This window comes from Nocardioides sp. NPDC006273 (assembly GCF_040613495.1).
Classification (GTDB): Bacteria; Actinomycetota; Actinomycetes; order Propionibacteriales; family Nocardioidaceae; genus Nocardioides.
In genome coordinates, this window is record NZ_JBEXSD010000012.1 from 81,892 (window position 1) to 99,276 (window position 17,385).

Sequence of the window (17,385 nt, forward strand, 5' to 3'; positions counted from 1 at the left end):
TGATGGAGGAACCGACTCATGACCGTCCACTTCGTCGGCGCCGGCCCCGGCGCGGCCGACCTGCTCACCGTCCGCGCGACGAGGATGCTCGCGGCCGCTGACGTGGTGCTCTATCCGGGCACCTATCTGGACACCGAGGTGCTGGCGCACTGCAGCCCCGAGGCCGAGCTGGTCGACACCCAGAAGCTGGACCTGGACCAGATCGTCGGCGCGATCGTCGCCGCCCACCGCGGTGGCGATCGGGTCGTACGCCTCGTCTCCGGCGACCCGTCGGTCTACTCGGCCGTCGCCGAGCAGACCCGGCGGCTCGATGCCGCCGAAGTGCCGTGGGACGTGACTCCCGGAGTTCCGGCCTACGCGGCGGCCGCCGCACTGGTGGGTCGGGAGCTGACCGTCCCGCTGGTGGCGCAGTCGGTGGTGCTCACCCGCACCCAGGCTCGGTCGACGGCCATGCCGGAGGGGGAGTCGCTGGCCGCGTACGCCGCGACCGGCGCCACCCTCGTGCTCCACCTCGCGATCCGGCGCACCCGCGAGCTGATGGCCGACCTGCTGCCCTACTACGGACCACAGTGCCCGGTCGTGGTCGTCTACCGCGCCAGCCAGCCCGACGAGCTGGTGCTGCGCGGGACGGTGGCGACGATCGCCGAGGCGGTCGAGGACGCGGGCCTGCGGCAGGCGGCCGTCATCCTCGCCGGACCCGCGCTGGCCCGCGACGGGGGCGAGTCGTTCCTCTACGACGCGGCCCGCCCGCGAAACCTGGAGGAGCGTGCCTGATGGACCTGTACGACGCGATCAACCGCCGCCGCGACACCCGAGCCGAGTTCACCGGCGACCCGGTCGACCCCGACGTGCTCGAGCGAGTGCTGTCGGCGGCCCATGCGGCTCCGAGCGTCGGGATGACCCAGCCGTGGGACTTCGTGCTGGTGCGCTCGCCCGAGACGCTGCGTACGTTTCGTGAGCACGTCGCCACCGAACGCGAGGTCTTCGCTGACTCGCTGGCGGGGGAGCGGGCCGAGACGTTCTCGAAGATCAAGATCGAGGGGATCTGCGAGTCCGGCCTCGGGGTGGTCGTCGGCTACGACCCGACCCGCGGCGGGACCCACGTCCTCGGCCGCCACGCGATCGCCGACGCCGGCCTCTACTCGACCGTCCTCGCCATCCAGAACCTCTGGCTCGCCGCCACCGCCGAGGGCCTCGGCGTCGGCTGGGTCAGCTTCTACCGCGAGGAGTTCCTGCGCGACCTCGTCGGCCTGCCCGACCACGTACGTCCCGTCGCCTGGCTCTGCGTCGGCCCCGTCGCCGACCTCCCCGACGTCCCCGACTTGGAGCGCTTCGGCTGGCGCCACCGCTCTGCGCTCTCGACGGTGGTGCACGAGGAGAGGTTCGGGTAGTCCGTCAGGATCAGGTCGTGAAGAAGTACGTCCTCTTCGACCATGACGGTGTTCTGGTGGACACCGAGCTCTGGTACTTCAAGGCCGGCGAACGAGCATTGGCGGAGATCGGTGTGGCGCTGGATCAGGAGCGATATCTCCGCGACATGAGCCAGGGGCTGGGCGCCTGGGCCCAGGCTCGGGCGGCCGGTGTCGACGAGCCGGTCATCGACAGGCAGCGTGAGGTGCGGGACGCCTACTACCAGGAGTATCTGCGGACCGAGGCGATCCAGATCGACGGAGTCGTCGACGCGCTCGCCGAGCTGTCGCAGTACGTCCGGATGGCCATCGTGACCACGGCGAAGCGGGCCGACTTCGACCTCATCCACCAAGGGCGGCAGATCACCGGGTTCATGGACTTCGTGCTGGTCCGTGAGGACTACGACCGCCCCAAGCCGCACCCGGAGCCGTACCTGGCCGGCCTGACGCGATTCGGTGCGAGCCGTGACGAGACGCTCGTCGTCGAGGACTCGTCCCGAGGTCTCGCGTCGGCAGTTGCCGCGGGCATCGACTGTGCGGTCGTACGCAACGGCTTCACCGCGACCCAGGACCTCTCGGGGGCGACCCATCGGATCGACACCTTGGCCGAGCTCGCGAGCATCCGTGCTCGCGTGAAGCACGGCGACGTGCGATTCGAGGGCGTTGTTGACCAGGCCGGCTGCTACCGCCGAGGAGTTCCTGCGATTCCCCGTCGGCCCGCTCGAGTACGAACGTGCGTTGCCCAGTCCTGCTCGATCAGATCTCCGGCCTGCCCAATGTCTCCGACCTGGAACGCTTCGGCTGGCGCCACCGCTCCGCGCTCTCTTCGGTGATCCATGAGGAGAGGTACGCAGCGGGGGGAACGCTGGACGGTCACTGACCCTCGCCGTCCGGCAGCGGCGGCCTTTCGGGCACCTCTGGTGCGGGGAGTGGGCACGAGTCTGGCTGAGTCAGCGAGCACATCGCGATGTCTTCCAGCGGAATTCGGTTGAAGCCGAAGATCTGACCTTGGGTCGCACGCACTGGATTGTTCGGGCCCGAAGCCATGGCGCTGACCAGGGGGCTGAGGTCATCGCCGCTCGTGCCACAGTTGGCGAAAGGTGGAATATCGATTCCCGAGGACGGGGGAATGGTGCGACCGTTGTCAGTGCGGTAGTAGGGACTGTTCAACGGTCCCCGTGACCCCGGGTGCAGTCCGTCAAAGGCGCCTAACGGGCCTCCCCTGGCGGCGCTGTAGTTCCCGCTGACCGAGTCTCCCCAGAGACTGAGCTGGGCCGGGTCTTTCGTCCGGCACCGCGCGCCGAGATCGACCGGCACGCCGTCGACCTCAAGGTCGCTGAGCTGAAGGATGACCTTTCCGTCCACCAGTGCGGACGCTCCTGGAATGTCGCTCGGCCGCGGCGCGCATCCCGTCGACCTGAACGGCCTGGACCAAGTGTGGGCAATCAACGGCTGGAACTTTCCGCGGACCCGCGGGACGGAGATCGTCAGCGTCGCAGTGGCCGGGATGGTACCGAAGGCGATCAGATTGATCCTGTCCTCGGAGAGGACTCCTACCTCGGCGCCACCGCCGTCGATCGGCTTCAACGGATACATCTGGTGGCGGAAATAGGCCGCCGTCCATTGCGTGCTCGGATCCTCTGTCGCGCACGACGGTTGGTAAAAAGGGTCGGGAAGGCAGGCAACGTTAGTAGTGCTGGTGCAACGTGGTGCGTTGTATCTCGTCGGATTCTCGATCGGATCGTTGAACTCCCCGTAGTACATGGCGGCCCAGATCGGCTGAGCCGTGATGGACATCTTCGAGCGCCGAGCGACTGCGTGCTGCGAAGCGGTGACGGTGCCTTCGGTGATGCTGATCGACCGGGGAATGGGAAGGTCGTTGAAGCCCGGCAGGCCCTCGGCCGGGTCGTCCGCGATCAATGCCTGTAGTTCCGGTGTCGGAGCCGCGACGCTGCTCTGCGAGGCGCTCTGCGGATCGGCTTCGGGATCGCCCGTGGCCGGGCCGGTGGGGAGTGCCAGAAACGCGGAGGCCAGGAGGAGCACGCCGACAGCAGCTCGACCGGTACGTGCTCCGGCACGGAGGCGAGGGATGCGCATGAAGAGTTCCTCAGGTGGTCGGGTCCGGCGAGGACCGTACGGGTGTCCGCCATCAGTTAAGACGGCGAATGTGGCGAGCGCCACAGAACCGTGGAGCGAAGGGGCTGGAGACTCGGAAACTTGTCACGCGCGTGACAAGTTTTCTCGACTCATCAGCGAGCCATTGTCAGACGATCAGGGGTTGGTGATCGTCAGACCGCTGATCAGCCAGGAGCCGCTCACGCTGATGCTCTGACCCTGAGCGAAGCCGAGGAGCGAGCAGACGAAGCCGGCTGGATCGTCAGCAATTGTCAGGGTGGACCCCGTAGGCGTGAACACCCCAGTGACGTCGTCGAAGTTACCGCTCACGTCCCCCGCGATGTTGAACGAGCAGTCAGCAGCCTGGAGGAATAGCCTCACGTCGGTGAGGGTCGCGGGCGAGACCGAGCCAACCTCGGGCCCGGTGATCGCAAATACCCAGACGCCGATTGGGTCGAAGGTGGTTTCGCCGAAGATCGGGTTGGTGCAATCGTCATAGACGAGCTGGTCCCAAGCCGTGGCAGTTGCCCCAAAGGGCCTGCTCACGCCCGCGTCGCGGATGGTGCCGAACATGTCGACCTGCGCACAGGTAAACCTCTGGCCGGCCTCGATGATGGTGAAGTCAATGTCGGCACCGGTGAACGAAATGGCAGGCCCTCCGTGCGGCGTGTACGTGTCGACGACTGCCCGGGCGGGTGTGGCCGTTGCCACGATGGTCGTGATCGTGAGCGCTGTGGCTGCAAGGCCGGTGAGCACTCGGCTGATGAGGTTCTTCATATGTTTCTCCTGGGTGAAGGGTGCTCCCGAGTTGGGTAGTAGAAAGGGGTCTGTGTCGCTGGCCAAGGCCAGCGACACAGACCCCTTGATGGATCGATCAGTGCTGGTTGATCACGGGTTGGTGATCGTCAGACCGGCGGCCGTCCAGGTCCCGTCCACGGAGATGCTCTGACCCTGAGCGAGGCCGAGGATCGAGCAGATGAAGCCGGACGGGTTGTCGGAGATGACCAGGCTCGAACCGGTGGGCGTGAACACCCCGGTGGAGTCGTTGAAGCTACCGGTCACCGCGCCCGCGACGTTGAAGTCGCAGTCGGCGGCGGAGACGAACGCGGTCACGTTCCGGAGCTCGGCAGGCGAGACCGAGCCGACCTCGGCTCCGGTGATCGCGACGTCCCAGGCGCCGGTCGGCTGGACCGTGGTGTCCCCGGCGATCGGGTTGGTGCAGCCGCTGGACGAGAGGTCATCGAGCGTTCCGGCAGATGCCCCGAAGGCCCGGCTCGTACCGGAGTTGGAGATGCCACCCTCCAGGTCGAACACGTCGCAGGTCAGCGTCTGACCGGCCTCGTCCGCGGTGAAGGCGACGTTGTTGCCGACGAATACGACCGGGTCCGGGCCGGTGGGGGTGTAGTCGGCGGCAGCGGCCTGGGCCGGCGCGGACATGGCGGCGACGGTCCCGACAGCGAGCGCTCCGGCAGCGAGACCGGTGAATACGCGGCTGGTGATCTTCTTCATGATGTTTCTCCTTGTGTGGTGTTGTGTTGAACCCGAGGGGCTCACGCGGTGCCCGCGCGGGGGTTGGCGATCTGCAGCTCGAGGGTGTTGTCGGCGCCCGGCACCAAGGCGTTGATCGGGATGGAGCCGAACCAGGGGAAGAAGCCGGGGATGTCGAAGAAGTTCAGCGCGGCACACCCGGTGAAGCTCCCGATCGTGTAGGTGGAGGTGACCCGGCCGCCGCCGTTGACGGTGAAGAACTCACCCTCGGGAGTGCTGGCGGTGATGTTGACCGGCTCGGCGGTGTGGCAGCGGCTGCCGACTGCCAGAGGCCACCAGATCCCGAACACCTTGGCTTTGACGTCGCTCAGCTGGATGTCGTAGGCGACAGTCGAGGTGAGGGTCGACTTGCCGAGCTGGTCGGTGGGCACGATGGCGCCGGTCAGCGGCCCGACCTGGGTCATGGTGACCTTCGCCTGAGCCGGGATCCCGAAGATGTCGAAGCTCATCGTCTGTGTCGGGATGGCGAGGGATCCACCGACGATGTGGCCGTTGGTGAGGTCGAGGGTCGACTCGAGCACCGAGGGCCCGATGGCCATCGATGAGTCGACCTGCGCACCGATGTGCGTCGTACCGACGGCGTCGTAGTCGATCTCGAGCGTCGGGTTCTCGGCAGCTTGGGCGGCGGGTGCCCCGACGAGCAGCGCGGTGGCCACGAGGGCGGCGAAGGCCGTGACGGCCCAGGTGCGGCGACGGGGTGGAGGCTTGGTTCTCACGTGTTCCCCTTACGGTGTGGGAGGGGTGATCGAGCCGGGTGGGAGATCGACCACAACTGCGATGACGGCACCATTGAGGGGGTCGCGGACGGTGGCTGGCTACCGTGGCGACATCGAAAGTCACCGGATCCGGCCAAAATTGTCAGGTTGGTGACAATTTCGCCTCAGCGGTGAAAATTTGTGAGGCCCATCACAAGTTTTGGAGGTTCTGGCGCCGCGCACCTCCGCGGCTCTGGACGTGGAGGTCTCCCGCCACTTCACTGCATCCGGGACACGTCCTTCGCGCGGCTCCCCAGGTCGCAGAGAGCGAGGGACGGAAGTGGAGGAGAGCTGCGTGACTTCGACGACACGACCGGACACGGACATGTTCACGGGCCTGATCCCGAGAAGGCCCCACCCGACGCTGCGAATCGCCCTGTCGCCGCCACCCAACCTGATCGCGCGCCAGATCGTGGTGGCCTACCGGCCCCGCGCCTGCCACCTGTCTCGCCGTATCGCCAGACGCATCTGCGGTGAGGTGGCCGCGTTCAGCGACCCGCGACTGCACGACGTCATCGAGAAGGCGCTGGACGAGGCGGTCGCGCTCTTCGTCGACGCGATGGCCGGTGCGCCCGTGCGCGGTGCGACCGTCGCCCACATCTACCGACAGCTGGGCAGTCTCGAGGGCAGGGCCGGCCACAACCTCGATGCGATGCGGGCCGCACACCACATCGCGACGCAGGAGTTCTGGCGGGAGATGACGAAGATCGCCGGTGAGCTGGAGCTGCCGATGGCGTCGGTGAGCCACCTCGCCGAGGCGCTCATGGACTACCAGCGCCAGCTGCTGGAGCACGCGACCCGCGGCTTCGCCGAGCCTTCGCCGCCGATCGACCCCCGGCTGCCGCTCTTCGCGGCGCTCGTCGGCGACGTACGGACCGGCGACCTGTGTGCCCTGGCCGGACGCGCCGGCTGGAAGATCACCGACCGGGTGGCCGTGGCGGTGGTTCCGGGCGGACCGGTCCCGGCAGAGCTCAGCGCGCCCGCGCCGCGTCTGCTCATGGGGCCGAGCGAGGGGGCCATGGTCGTGATCGGGGCCTCAGGCGTGGTGCACGAGAGGGCCAGGGCGGTCGTCGCCGCGACGAGCCGCCCGGTGGCCGTCACCTGGGAGGTGCGGCTCGACGAGACCCGCCACGCCGTACGTTGGGGCCTGCGGGCCGTGGATCTGGTCGCCGAGCAGGTCCTCCGTCCTTCCGCGGACGGCATCGTCTGGTGCGCCGAGCACCAGTCGGAGCTGTGCCTGCACGCCGACCCGACGCTGCGCCGCTTCGCCGACGAGCAGCTGCTCGCGCCCCTCTTGGGGGAGACCCCGAAACGCCGCCTGGCGCTCGCCGAGACCATGCTGGTCTGGCTGCGGGCCCGGCCCAGCGCGCCCGTCGTCGCCGAGCAGCTGAGGGTCCACGAGCAGACCGTGCGCCACCGGCTCAAGCGCATCAAGGAGCTCTTCGGTGACCGCCTCAGCGACCCGGCAGAGACCGTCGGACTCCTGACCGCCCTGGAGTCGACGACTCCGCGCTGGCGGCGCGATCTCACCCGACGGTGAGGGTCCATTGGGTGACCGACCGGGCCGGGGTCCAGCCGGTGAAGGCGCCGATCGGGGCAGAGGTCTCGACGGAGATCCGGGTGAGCTCGCCGCCGTGCTCCTGGTAGGCAGCGGCCAGGAGCTGCTCGGTCTCGAGGGTGACGCCGTGGACGACGATCCGGCCGCCGGGGCGCAGCGCCGCGAGGCAGGTGTCGAGCACGCCGGGACGGGTCGCCCCGCCGCCGATGAAGATCGCGTCCGGGGCGGGGAGGCCGGCCAGGGCGTCGGGGGCGCGGCCCTCGATGACGCTCAGGTTGGGAACGCCGAGGCGGGCTGCGTTGCGAGCGATCCGGGCCGCCCGCTCGGAGCTGGCCTCGATCGCGGTCGTCGTGCACGTCGGGTGCGCCCGCATCCACTCGATCCCGACCGACCCGGCTCCGGCGCCCACGTCCCAGAGGTGCTGTCCTGGGGTCGGGGCGAGACGGGACAGGGCCGAGGCCCGGAGGTCGCGCTTGGTCAGCTGGCCGTCGTGCTCGAAGGAGTCGTCGGGGAGGCCTGGGGTCCAGGACGCGGGGAACGACTGTGTTGGTCTCGACACGCTCGCTTCCGTGTCGAAACCAACACGGTCGGCGGCGCACTCGATCGCCACCATGTTGAGGCGCGGCGACTCACCGACCCAGGTCGACGCGGTCGCCGTCTGAGCAGTCTCCGTCTCCGCTCCCAGGTCACCCAGGACGGTCATGGTCGAGGCGCCGAAACCGACCGTGACCAGGAGGTCAGCGACCGACACGGGAGTGGATCCGTCCGAGGAGAGCGCCAGGATGCGGCGGCCGGGGGCGAGCTCGCGGGCGATCAGTGCGACGTCGCGGCCGACGAGGCTGACGGCCACGCACGACTCGGCCGACCAGCCCATCCGGGCGCGAGCGAGGGCGACGGAGGAGACGGCCGGCTCGATGCGCACGTTCTCCGGGCCGAGCAGGTCGATCAGGGTCGTGCCGATACCGGAGACGAGCGGGTCGCCCGAGGCCAGAGCGACGGCGTCGCCGACGGATTCGAGCAGTGCAGGGAGCCCGTCGCGGAGCGGTGAGGGCCAGGGCTCGCGCCGCTGGCCGGGGACGTCCGGGGCCAGGTCGAGGTGGCGTTTGCCGCCGAGGAGGACCGAGGCGCCTCGGATCAGCTGCTGGTGACGTACGGGGACCTCGTCCCAACCTCCGGCACCGATGCCCACCACGACGATCATGGGGCCAGACGCTACAGTGACCGCACAGTCACGAGGTGCCCCGACTGGGGAGAATCTGGGAAGCCGGTGAGAATCCGGCACAGGCCCGCTGCGGTGAGTCGAGCTCCATTCGTGGAGACTCGGTGAGTCCGAAGACCGGCCCCGTGACCATCCAATCAACGCGATAGGGAGCGGGAGCCTCTCATGCCGGTGCACTATCCATTTTCTGCCGTCCTCGGCTGCGAGGCCGACTCAGCCACAGGACTCGACGACATGGGCCTCGCGCTCGTGCTCACCACGATCTCCCCGGAGATCGGCGGCGTCCTGGTCCGTGGCGAGAAGGGGACCGCGAAGTCGACGGCCGTACGCGGTCTGGCGGCCGTGCTGCCCTCGATCTCGGTCTATGCGGGGGATCGGTTCTCGATCGACCCGTCCGACCCCTCCGCCGAGTCGCCGGACGGTCCGTTCGGGTCCGCCGCCGTCGTGGAGAGCCGGCCGGTGCGGCTGATCGAACTCCCGGTGGGAGCCACCGAGGACCGGGTCGTCGGCTCGCTCCACCTGGAGAGCGCGCTCTCGCGAGGTGCGGTCGAGTTCGAGCCGGGGCTGCTCGCCCGCGCACACCGTGGCCTGCTCTACGTAGACGAGGTCAACCTGCTCCACGACCACCTGGTCGACCTGCTGCTGGACGCGGCGGCGATGGGGCGCGTCTCCGTCGAGCGCGACGGCGTCTCGGTCTCGCACGCCGCGCGCTTCGTCCTGATCGGCACCATGAACCCCGAGGAGGGCGAGCTGCGCCCGCAGCTGCTGGACCGCTTCGGGCTCACCGTCGAGGTCGCCGCGCCGCGGGATCCCGCGCTTCGCGTCGAGGTCGTCCGCCGCCGGATGGCCTTCGACCTCGACGCCGCTGCGTTCGCCGAACGTTTCGGCGGAGCCGATCGTGCGCTGACCTCCCGGATCGCCGCCGCTCGTGAGCTGGTCGGGAAGGTCCGGCTCACCGAGCCGGGGCTGCTCAAGATCGCCGAGGTCTGCGCGGCGTTCGAGGTCGACGGGCTGCGTGCCGACATCGTCACCGCCCGCACCGCGGTCGCGCACGCTGCTTGGGCCGGCCGGTCGGAGGTCACCCGGGCCGACATTCGCCGGGCCGCGCTGCTCGCGCTGCCGCACCGGCGGCGGCGCAACCCGTTCGATGCTCCGGGGATCGACGAGGACCTGCTCGACCGGATTCTCGGGGACGAGGAGCTGCCACCTGAGCCGCCGGAGGGTGGGCCTTCGGATGACTCGGGAGACTCGGGTGCCGAAGACGACTCTGTTGGTCTCGACACGTCTCCGCCTAGCGGCTCCGACGGCTCGACCGACGAGGGTGGTGCCGGCTCGACCGACGGGGATAGCTCGACCGACGGGGGAGAACCCCCGATGGTTGAGCCCGCGAGCGAAGCGAGCGGTGTCGAAACCAACACAGCCGACAACGCACCCGACCAGCCACAATCTCCTTCCGGTGCCGCACCCGAGTCAGTCACCGGTGCGGCCGCGGCCTACCGCCCCCGCCTCCTGACCGTGTCCGGCCTGGGCACGGGCCGCACCGGCGGCCGGAGCAAGGCGATCGGCAGCAGCGGTCGCCGGATCGGCGCACGGGAGAGCAGCCGAGGCTCGCTCCACCTGGTCGAGACGCTCAAGGCGGCGGCGGGGAAGCAGGCCGCCCGGGGACGTACGTCCGGGCGGGTCGAGCTGCGGATCGAGGACCTCCGCACCGCGGTCCGCGAGGGCCGCGAGGCCAACCTGGTGCTCTTCTGCGTGGACGCGTCCGGGTCGATGGCCGCGCGCAAGCGGATGGCGCAGGTGAAGGCGGCGGTCCTCTCGCTTCTCCTCGACGCCTACCGGCGCCGTGACAAGGTCGGGATGATCACGTTCCGCGGCGAGGGCGCCGAGCTCGTGCTGCCGCCGACCGGGTCGGTCGACCTCGCCGCGGCCCGCCTCGACGAGATCCCCGCCGGAGGACGTACGCCGCTGGCCGAAGGCCTCCTCGAGGCCGCCCGTGTGCTCCAGCGCGAGCGTCTGCGTGACCCTGATCTGCGGCCGCTGCTGGTGGTCGTCACCGACGGCCGCGCCAACTCCAAGACCCACGGGAAGGACGCGGTCCGGCGCTCGCAGCAGGCCGCCGCGTACGTCGCCGGTCTGGGCGTCACCACCGTCGTCATCGACTCCGAGAGCGGACCGATGCGGCTCGGGCTGGCGCGCCAGCTGGCGGCGCACCTGGATGCGGAGCACGTGCCCGTAGCCGAGGTGAGCGCCGAGGCGTTGACCTCCGCCGTCCACGGGTTCACCGGATCCACCACCGGAAGGGGCGCTGCCTGATGCCGAAGGGACAGCCGCTCAACGTACCCGACGACGGGCTCACCACCCGTCAGCGTCGCAACCGTCCGCTGGTGATGGTCCACACCGGGCCCGGCAAGGGGAAGTCGACCGCCGCCTTCGGGCTCGCGCTGCGCGCGTGGAACCAGGGCTGGCGGATCGGGGTCTTCCAGTTCGTGAAGTCGGCCAAGTGGCGCATCGGCGAGCAGACCGTGCTCGAGCGTCTCGGTGCGCTGCACGAGGAGACCGGCGAAGGTGGTCCGGTCGACTGGCACAAGATGGGCTCGGGGTGGTCCTGGTCGCGCAAGCAGGGTGACGCCGAGGATCACGCCGCGGACGCCGCCGAGGGCTGGGCCGAGATCAAGCGGTGCCTGGCCGCGGAGACCTACGACCTGCTCGTCCTCGACGAGTTCACCTATCCGATCAAGTGGGGCTGGGTCGATGCCGCCGAGGTGGCCACTGTGCTCGCCGAGCGGCCGGGGCGTCAGCACGTCGTCATCACCGGCCGCGACGCCGACCCGGCGCTGCTGGAGGTCGCCGACCTGGTCACCGAGATGACCAAGATCAAGCATCCGATGGACGCGGGTCAGAAGGGCCAGCGGGGCATCGAATGGTGAGCGAGCCCAAGCGAGCGACAACAAACCTCAGGGCGCCACGTCCGTATTCTTCGCACTGCCCTACGGGCGTGGCGGCATGAGCCTGCCCCGGCTGGCGGTCGCTGCTCCTTCGACCGGCTCGGGCAAGACGACGATCGCGACCGGGCTGATGGCGGCGCTGCGCTCGGCCGGGCACGTGGTCAGCGGTCACAAGGTCGGCCCGGACTACATCGACCCGGGCTACCACGCGCTCGCCACCGGCCGCCCGGGCCGCAACCTCGACCCGCACCTGGTGGGGGAGTCGCGGGTCGTACCGTTGCTGCTCCACGGCGCTGCCGGAGCCGACGTGGCGGTCATCGAGGGCGTCATGGGCCTCTACGACGGCCGGCTCGGCACCGACGGCTTCGCCTCGACCGCACACGTGTCCTCGTTGACCTCCTCGCCGGTCGTCCTGGTCCTCGATGTCGCCCGGATGTCCCGCTCCGCTGCCGCGATCGCTGCGGGCATGGCCGGCTTCGACCCGTCCGTACGCATCGGGGGAGTCGTCCTCAACCGTTGCTCTCCCGGGCGCAACGCCGACGAGATCCGGCGTGCGCTGGACGGTCTCGGGCTGCCGGTCCTCGGCATGCTCCCGCCGGACCCGTCGCTGGCGACGCCCTCGCGCCACCTGGGGCTCGTCCCGGTCGACGAGCGCGACGAGTCCGTCGCGCTGATCGAGCGGCTGGGCGAGCAGGTCGCGGCTCATCTGGACCTGTCCGCCTTGTTGGAGCTCGCCCGGTCGGCTCCAGACCTGGACGGGGATCCTTGGGATCCGGTGGTGGCGTTGGGCGAAGGCGACCGTGTTGGTTTCGACACGGCGTCGCTCGTTCCTCACGACGCCGGCTCAACCAGCGCAACCGTTGGTCGAGCCGCCGGAGCCGCTAGGCGGAGGCGTGTCGAGACCAACACAGTCGACGACGCGAACGCGCGTCCTGTGGTCGCGGTCGCGGGCGGCAGGGCGTTCACCTTCCGCTACCCCGAGACCGAGGAGCTCCTGACGGCCGCGGGTTGCGAGGTTGTCGCGTTCGACCCGATGACCGATCCGGCGCTCCCTGTCGGCACCCGGGGGATCTATCTCGGTGGCGGCTTCCCGGAGATGTACGCCGCCGAGCTCGCCGCCAACCGCAGCCTCCTCCGCGACCTGCGTGAAGCCGTCGAAGCCGGGGTCCCGACCGTCGCCGAGTGCGCCGGGCTGCTCTACCTCGCGGAGGCCCTCGACGGCGTCCCGTTGGCCGGCGCCCTTCCTGCCCGAGCCGCGATGAGCGAGCGCCTCACCCTCCGCTACCCGGTGGCCACGGCCCCCTCCGACTCCCTGCTCACCCGTGCCGGCGAGCAGGTCACCGGCCACGAGTTCCACCGCACCACCACCTCGCCCTCCGCCGGGGCGCAGGCGGCCTGGAGCGTCGACGGTGCCGAGACCGGCTTCAGCAGTGACACGGTGCACGCGTCTTACCTCCACGTCGCCTAGCCGACCTCGTAGACGAACCCTCGGTCGACTTCCCGTACGGGTCGGCCGGACGTGCTCAGACCGACCAGGCGTTCGTGCAGGCGGGCTTGACTCGCGAGGTTGCCTACGAAGTCACCGACACCGCCCTCATGGCGGGCCTGATCCGGTGCGGCCTCGCGGTCGGCTTCTTGGCAGCGCCGTACGTCCAGATCGCCCCGGAGCTCGAAGGTCTCGTCGTGGTCACCGTCACCGATGCACCGCACCGCACCGAGTACGTCGCCTGGCCGTCAACCGGCCCGACCCCGGCGACCGCCGCGTTCCTCGCCGCGATCGGCATCAACCGAACGAGCACCTGATGTGAACCGTCACTGATCGCCGCCCGACTTCTCGACGACCTGGCCCACAGAAAGGGTGGTGGCTGCGTACGTCTTCCTCTCTGCCGTACGGCTCGCGCCCAGAAACCCGTCCCGCGAGCGTTCGTCCGGCGATGATGGGGGCATGCGGCATGTCGACTTGGTGATCATCGGTTCCGGCTCGGGCAACGCCATCGTCGATGAGCGGTTCGACGACTGGGAGGTGGTCTACGTCGAGAAGGGCGTCGGGTCCCGAGGCTCCTACGGCGGCACCTGCCTCAACGTCGGCTGCATCCCGACCAAGATGCTGGTGCACACCGCCGACGTGGCCGGAGCCCCCGGTGAAGCGCGGCGACTCGGCGTCGACCTCTCCTTCGACGATGCGGACTGGCCGCGGATCCGCGACCGGATCTTTGGACGGATCGACCCGATCGCCGATGGCGGTCAGAAGTACCGGCAGACCGGACGGCCCAACACGAGTCTGCTGACCGGCACTGCGCGCTTCACCGGTCCGAAGCAGCTGACCGTCATCGACGAGGCCGGCGGCGTCACGGCGATCAGCGCCGATCGGATCGTGGTCGCCGCGGGCAGTCGCCCGGCCGTTCCCGACGTCCCGGGGCTGGCCGAGAGCGGATTCCACACCAGTGATTCGGTGATGCGCCTGGAGCAGCTGCCGGCCAGCATGGTGATCCTGGGGAGCGGCTTCATCGCCGTGGAGATGGCCCACATCTTCGCCTCCCTCGGCGTGAAGGTCACCGTCGTGGCCCGCTCCGGACAGCTGCTCAGCCGGCTGGACCGCGATGTCGCGCGCCGGTTCACCGAGATCGCGGGAGAGCGGTGGGACGTGCGTCTGAACCACGCGATCCGACGAGTCGACCGCGACGGTGACCGGGTTCGGGTCCTCCTCGACACCCACGACGGCGAGGAGCGCCTCGAGGCCGACGTGCTGCTGGTCGCGACCGGCAGGGTGCCCAACAGCGACCTGATCGAAGCCGAGGCCGGAGGACTCGAGATCACCGGCGATGGCCGGATCGTGGTCGACGAGACCCAAGCCACGACGGTCCCGGGCGTGTGGGCCCTGGGTGATGTCAGCTCGCCGTACCAGCTCAAGCACGTGGCCAACCGTGAGGCTCGGACCGTCGCGCACAACCTGCTCCACCCGAAGGGCCTGATCCGCACCGACCACCGCTACGTGCCGTACGCAGTGTTCACCGAACCGCGGATCGCGTCGGTCGGGCTGACCGAGCAGCAGGCTCGAGCCAACGGCATCGAGTACGTCACCTCGACCCAGGAGTACGCCGGCACCGCCTACGGCTGGGCGATGGAGGACACCTCGGGGTTCGCCAAGCTGCTGGCCGACCCGAACACGGGCGCGCTCTTGGGTGCGCACGTCATCGGGCCCGAAGCGCCGACGCTGATCCAGCCGCTTATCCAGGCGATGCAGTTCGGCCTCGATGCCCGGACGATGGCACGCGACCAGTACTGGATCCATCCGGCGATGCCGGAACTCATCGAGAACGCGCTGCTGGCCCTGCCGCTGGCGTGATCGCCGGCCGGACGGCCGGACCATATGCTGTGGCCATGTTGGCACGTCAGTGGGTGCTCAGGGTGGAGCGGGCGTGGGACGCGGCGAGGCTCCGCCGGGCAGGATCACGGGTGCCGGCGGACTTCCGGATCGTCTGCTACGGCGGGCACGGGAGCGCCGTGGGGGTCGTCGTGCGCGGGCGGGTCGTCGATGATCCGCCGCCCTCGGCGGCTGTGGAGGGCGAGGGTGCGGTCGCCGCCGTACGCCGCATGGTCCGACACTTCGTGACGGACGAGCTGCCGGGTGTGCCGCTGCGGATCACCGTGGGCGATGCCGTTGTGGACGCGGTCACCGACGACGAGGGCTACTTCGTGGCGCGACTGCACCCCAGCGCCCACACCCTGCAGGCACCGTGGACCCAGGGCACCGTCGAGCTGGCCGGCGAGTACCGCGGCCTGGCCGGCGTTCATCGGGCCGAGGTGGAGGTTCGCGTTCCCGCCGAGGAGGCGCGGTTCGGCGTGATCTCCGACATCGACGACACGATCCTCGAGACCGGGGTGCAGCGCGTCGGGCGGATGGTGCGTCAGACCCTCACCGGGTCGGCGCTCACGCGCACCCCGTTCCCGGGCGCGCCCGAGCTCTACCGCGACCTCGCCGCCGGTGTGAACCCGGTGTTCTACATCTCCTCCAGCCCGTGGAACCTGCACTCGTTCCTGAGCGCCTTCGTACGCCACCGCGACTTCCCCCGCGGGCCGCTGCTGCTGCGCGACCTGCTCGGCAGGGCCGCCGGCCGCGAGCCCAAGACGGCGCGCATCGACGAGGTCCTCGCGCTCCACCCCGACCTACGGTTCGTCCTCCTGGGCGACTCCGGTGAGCACGACCCGGAGATCTACGTCGACACTGTCCGCCGCCATCCCGGGCGGATCCTCGCGGTCTGCATCCGCGAGGTGCGCCTCGACCCTCACGACGGGCGGGTCGAGCGCGTGTGGAACGGGATGGGCGACGACGTACCTCTTGTGCTCGTCGCCGACAGCGAGGCGGTTCGTCGCCACGCCACAGGACTCGGCCTGCTCTGAACTGGCACTCGCATCCGCATCACCGGCATGAGCTCGTCGTCGATCCCCTCGAAGTCGGTGACGCGTTGCCAGACCGCGTCGAGCGGGGCCGAGATCGTCGAGGTCTGCCGGACGGTGGCTCGCTCATGGCCTCCAGTCAACAGGGGCGAAGGGTCGAGGTCATCCGACCAGGGTCGCAATCCCGGGCTGGCCGGGTGCCGTCGACGCGCTGCTCGTCACAAGCCTGTCAGGGGTTATTGGCCGGGGCACCCTTCGGTGAGGTGACGTCATCCCCCTCGACGGGACGACGCGACCAGTAGCTGGCCAGGGTCGACCCGGACACGTTGTGCCACACCGAGAAGATCGCGGCAGGAAGCGCGGCCGCGGGGGAGAAGTGGACGGTCGCGAGGGCGGCGGCGAGTCCGGAGTTCTGCATGCCCACCTCGATGCTGAGGGCGCGTCGGCTCGAGACCGGCATTCGGCAGACCCGCCCCACTGCGTACCCCAGTGCCAGGCCGGCGATGTTGTGCAGGACAACGGCGAGAACGATCAGGAGGCCGACAGAGAGCAGGGTCGACGCGCTTCCGGCGACGACGGCCAGCACGACCGCGGTGATGCCGGCGACCGAGATCAGCGGGAGCACGTCGATGACCCGCTCGACGAGACGGGGCAGCAACAGCCGGAGCACGAGGCCGAGCAGGACCGGGACGAGCACGATCTTCACGATCGAGACGAACAGGTCGCTCGCGGAGACGGGGAGATCCTCGCCGACCAGCAGCAGGACGAGGATGGGCGTCAGCACCGGCGCGAGCAGCGTCGACACGGAGGTCATGGCCACTGAGAGTGCAGTGTCGCCACGGGCCAGGAACACCATGACGTTGGACGCGGTGCCGCCCGGTGAGCAGCCGACCAGGATCATGCCGGCGGTGAGCACCGCGGAGAGGCTCAGCGCGTTGGCGATGCCCCAGCCGAGCAGGGGCATCACGGTGAACTGAGCGGCGACGCCCAGCAGCAGCGCCCATGGCCGCCGGCCGATGATGGCGAAGTCGCGTGGCCTGAGCGTCATGCCCATCCCGAGCATGATGATCTGGAGGAGCAGAGGAATCTGCGCCGCCCATCCGTCGAAGGTGCTGGGGGTGGCCAGGGCGATGGCGCCGGCGACCAGGACGATCAGGGCGAACCAACGCCCCACGAAGGCGCTGACCTGTCGGACTCTGTTCATGCTGTTCCCTCCACGACGCTCGGTACGGGGCGACCCGATGCCCCGCCCACCGCGAGATCCTCGCAGGAGTCGCGCGGCGGGCGGGGCAGGGGACCGGGTCACGAGACCCGGTCGAGCTCTCCGTCGACGTACGAGAGGCCCTTCGTTCCTCAGGCCTTCTTGGTCGCCCAGAAGATCTCGGCGATCTCGTCGATCTTGGCGAGGAGCTTGTCGGCGACCTCGAGGTCGAGGGTG

15 protein-coding genes, 1 pseudogene and 1 riboswitch are annotated in these 17,385 nt (G+C 69.6%); of the genes and pseudogenes, 10 read left to right on the forward strand and 6 right to left on the reverse strand.

What is annotated here, in order from left to right:
- Window positions 1-18: 18 nt before the first annotated feature.
- The 3 genes from cobM to ABZZ22_RS07840 are packed head-to-tail and all read left to right on the forward strand — an operon-like array spanning window position 19 to window position 2,242.
- Window positions 19-774 carry a precorrin-4 C(11)-methyltransferase gene (gene cobM / locus ABZZ22_RS07830; RefSeq protein WP_354928875.1) on the forward strand — a complete coding sequence of 252 codons (756 nt, stop codon included), beginning with the start codon at window positions 19-21 and terminating at the stop codon, window positions 772-774.
- Window positions 774-1,391: a 5,6-dimethylbenzimidazole synthase gene (bluB, locus tag ABZZ22_RS07835; RefSeq protein ID WP_354928878.1), complete on the forward strand. Its 618-nt coding sequence runs from the start codon at window positions 774-776 to the stop codon at window positions 1,389-1,391. The genes cobM and bluB overlap by 1 nt, the downstream gene beginning before the upstream one ends.
- Window positions 1,392-1,408: 17 nt before the next feature.
- Window positions 1,409-2,242 carry an HAD-IA family hydrolase gene (locus ABZZ22_RS07840; RefSeq protein ID WP_354928881.1) on the forward strand — a complete coding sequence of 278 codons (834 nt, stop codon included), beginning with the start codon at window positions 1,409-1,411 and terminating at the stop codon, window positions 2,240-2,242.
- Between the two features lie 40 nt (window positions 2,243-2,282).
- Here ABZZ22_RS07840 and ABZZ22_RS07845 read toward each other — a convergent pair whose 3' ends face one another.
- The 4 genes from ABZZ22_RS07845 to ABZZ22_RS07860 all read right to left on the reverse strand — a co-directional run bounded on the left by ABZZ22_RS07845 (window position 2,283) and on the right by ABZZ22_RS07860 (window position 5,788).
- The gene (locus ABZZ22_RS07845; RefSeq protein ID WP_354928884.1) at window positions 2,283-3,506 is read right to left on the reverse strand and encodes a hypothetical protein; all 1,224 of its coding nucleotides are present in this window, start codon (window positions 3,504-3,506) and stop codon (window positions 2,283-2,285) included.
- A gap of 174 nt (window positions 3,507-3,680) precedes the next feature.
- Window positions 3,681-4,301, reverse strand: a complete 621-nt coding sequence (locus ABZZ22_RS07850; RefSeq protein WP_354928887.1) for a hypothetical protein — start codon at window positions 4,299-4,301, stop codon at window positions 3,681-3,683.
- A gap of 111 nt (window positions 4,302-4,412) precedes the next feature.
- On the reverse strand, window positions 4,413-5,033 hold the full coding sequence (locus ABZZ22_RS07855; protein WP_354928890.1) for a hypothetical protein: 621 nt from the start codon (window positions 5,031-5,033) through the stop codon (window positions 4,413-4,415).
- A gap of 41 nt (window positions 5,034-5,074) precedes the next feature.
- Window positions 5,075-5,788: a hypothetical protein gene (locus tag ABZZ22_RS07860; RefSeq protein WP_354928893.1), complete on the reverse strand. Its 714-nt coding sequence runs from the start codon at window positions 5,786-5,788 to the stop codon at window positions 5,075-5,077.
- A 334-nt stretch (window positions 5,789-6,122) separates the two neighbouring features.
- Here ABZZ22_RS07860 and ABZZ22_RS07865 point away from each other — a divergent pair, with 334 nt between their 5' ends.
- A complete protein-coding gene (locus ABZZ22_RS07865) occupies window positions 6,123-7,367 on the forward strand; it encodes a helix-turn-helix domain-containing protein (RefSeq protein WP_354928896.1) in 1,245 nt (414 codons plus the stop codon).
- Here the strand turns inward: ABZZ22_RS07865 and cbiE are convergent.
- Window positions 7,354-8,586, reverse strand: a complete 1,233-nt coding sequence (gene cbiE, locus ABZZ22_RS07870) for a precorrin-6y C5,15-methyltransferase (decarboxylating) subunit CbiE (RefSeq protein WP_354928899.1) — start codon at window positions 8,584-8,586, stop codon at window positions 7,354-7,356. The two genes, ABZZ22_RS07865 and cbiE, sit on opposite strands and share 14 nt — an antisense overlap.
- A 16-nt stretch (window positions 8,587-8,602) precedes the next feature.
- A riboswitch (cobalamin riboswitch) is annotated at window positions 8,603-8,745 on the forward strand.
- Between the two features lie 24 nt (window positions 8,746-8,769).
- Between cbiE and ABZZ22_RS07875 the strand changes: the two genes are divergently transcribed.
- The 6 genes and pseudogenes from ABZZ22_RS07875 to ABZZ22_RS07900 all read left to right on the forward strand — a co-directional run bounded on the left by ABZZ22_RS07875 (window position 8,770) and on the right by ABZZ22_RS07900 (window position 15,950).
- A complete protein-coding gene (locus ABZZ22_RS07875) occupies window positions 8,770-10,917 on the forward strand; it encodes a VWA domain-containing protein (protein WP_354928902.1) in 2,148 nt (715 codons plus the stop codon).
- A complete protein-coding gene (cobO, locus tag ABZZ22_RS07880) occupies window positions 10,917-11,531 on the forward strand; it encodes a cob(I)yrinic acid a,c-diamide adenosyltransferase (protein WP_354928905.1) in 615 nt (204 codons plus the stop codon). The genes ABZZ22_RS07875 and cobO overlap by 1 nt, the downstream gene beginning before the upstream one ends.
- Window positions 11,532-11,607: 76 nt before the next feature.
- The gene (locus ABZZ22_RS07885; RefSeq protein WP_354928908.1) at window positions 11,608-13,017 is read left to right on the forward strand and encodes a cobyrinate a,c-diamide synthase; all 1,410 of its coding nucleotides are present in this window, start codon (window positions 11,608-11,610) and stop codon (window positions 13,015-13,017) included.
- A gap of 35 nt (window positions 13,018-13,052) precedes the next feature.
- Window positions 13,053-13,352, forward strand: a pseudogene (locus ABZZ22_RS07890) (LysR substrate-binding domain-containing protein); the annotation flags it as partial.
- Between the two features lie 142 nt (window positions 13,353-13,494).
- Window positions 13,495-14,895 (forward strand): mycothione reductase, encoded by a 1,401-nt coding sequence (locus tag ABZZ22_RS07895; protein WP_354928911.1) that lies wholly within the window; start codon window positions 13,495-13,497, stop codon window positions 14,893-14,895.
- Window positions 14,896-14,930: 35 nt separating this feature from the next.
- The gene (locus ABZZ22_RS07900; RefSeq protein WP_354928914.1) at window positions 14,931-15,950 is read left to right on the forward strand and encodes a phosphatase domain-containing protein; all 1,020 of its coding nucleotides are present in this window, start codon (window positions 14,931-14,933) and stop codon (window positions 15,948-15,950) included.
- A 226-nt stretch (window positions 15,951-16,176) separates the two neighbouring features.
- Here ABZZ22_RS07900 and ABZZ22_RS07905 read toward each other — a convergent pair whose 3' ends face one another.
- The gene (locus tag ABZZ22_RS07905) at window positions 16,177-17,151 is read right to left on the reverse strand and encodes a bile acid:sodium symporter family protein (protein ID WP_354928916.1); all 975 of its coding nucleotides are present in this window, start codon (window positions 17,149-17,151) and stop codon (window positions 16,177-16,179) included.
- Window positions 17,152-17,385: the final 234 nt, after the last annotated feature.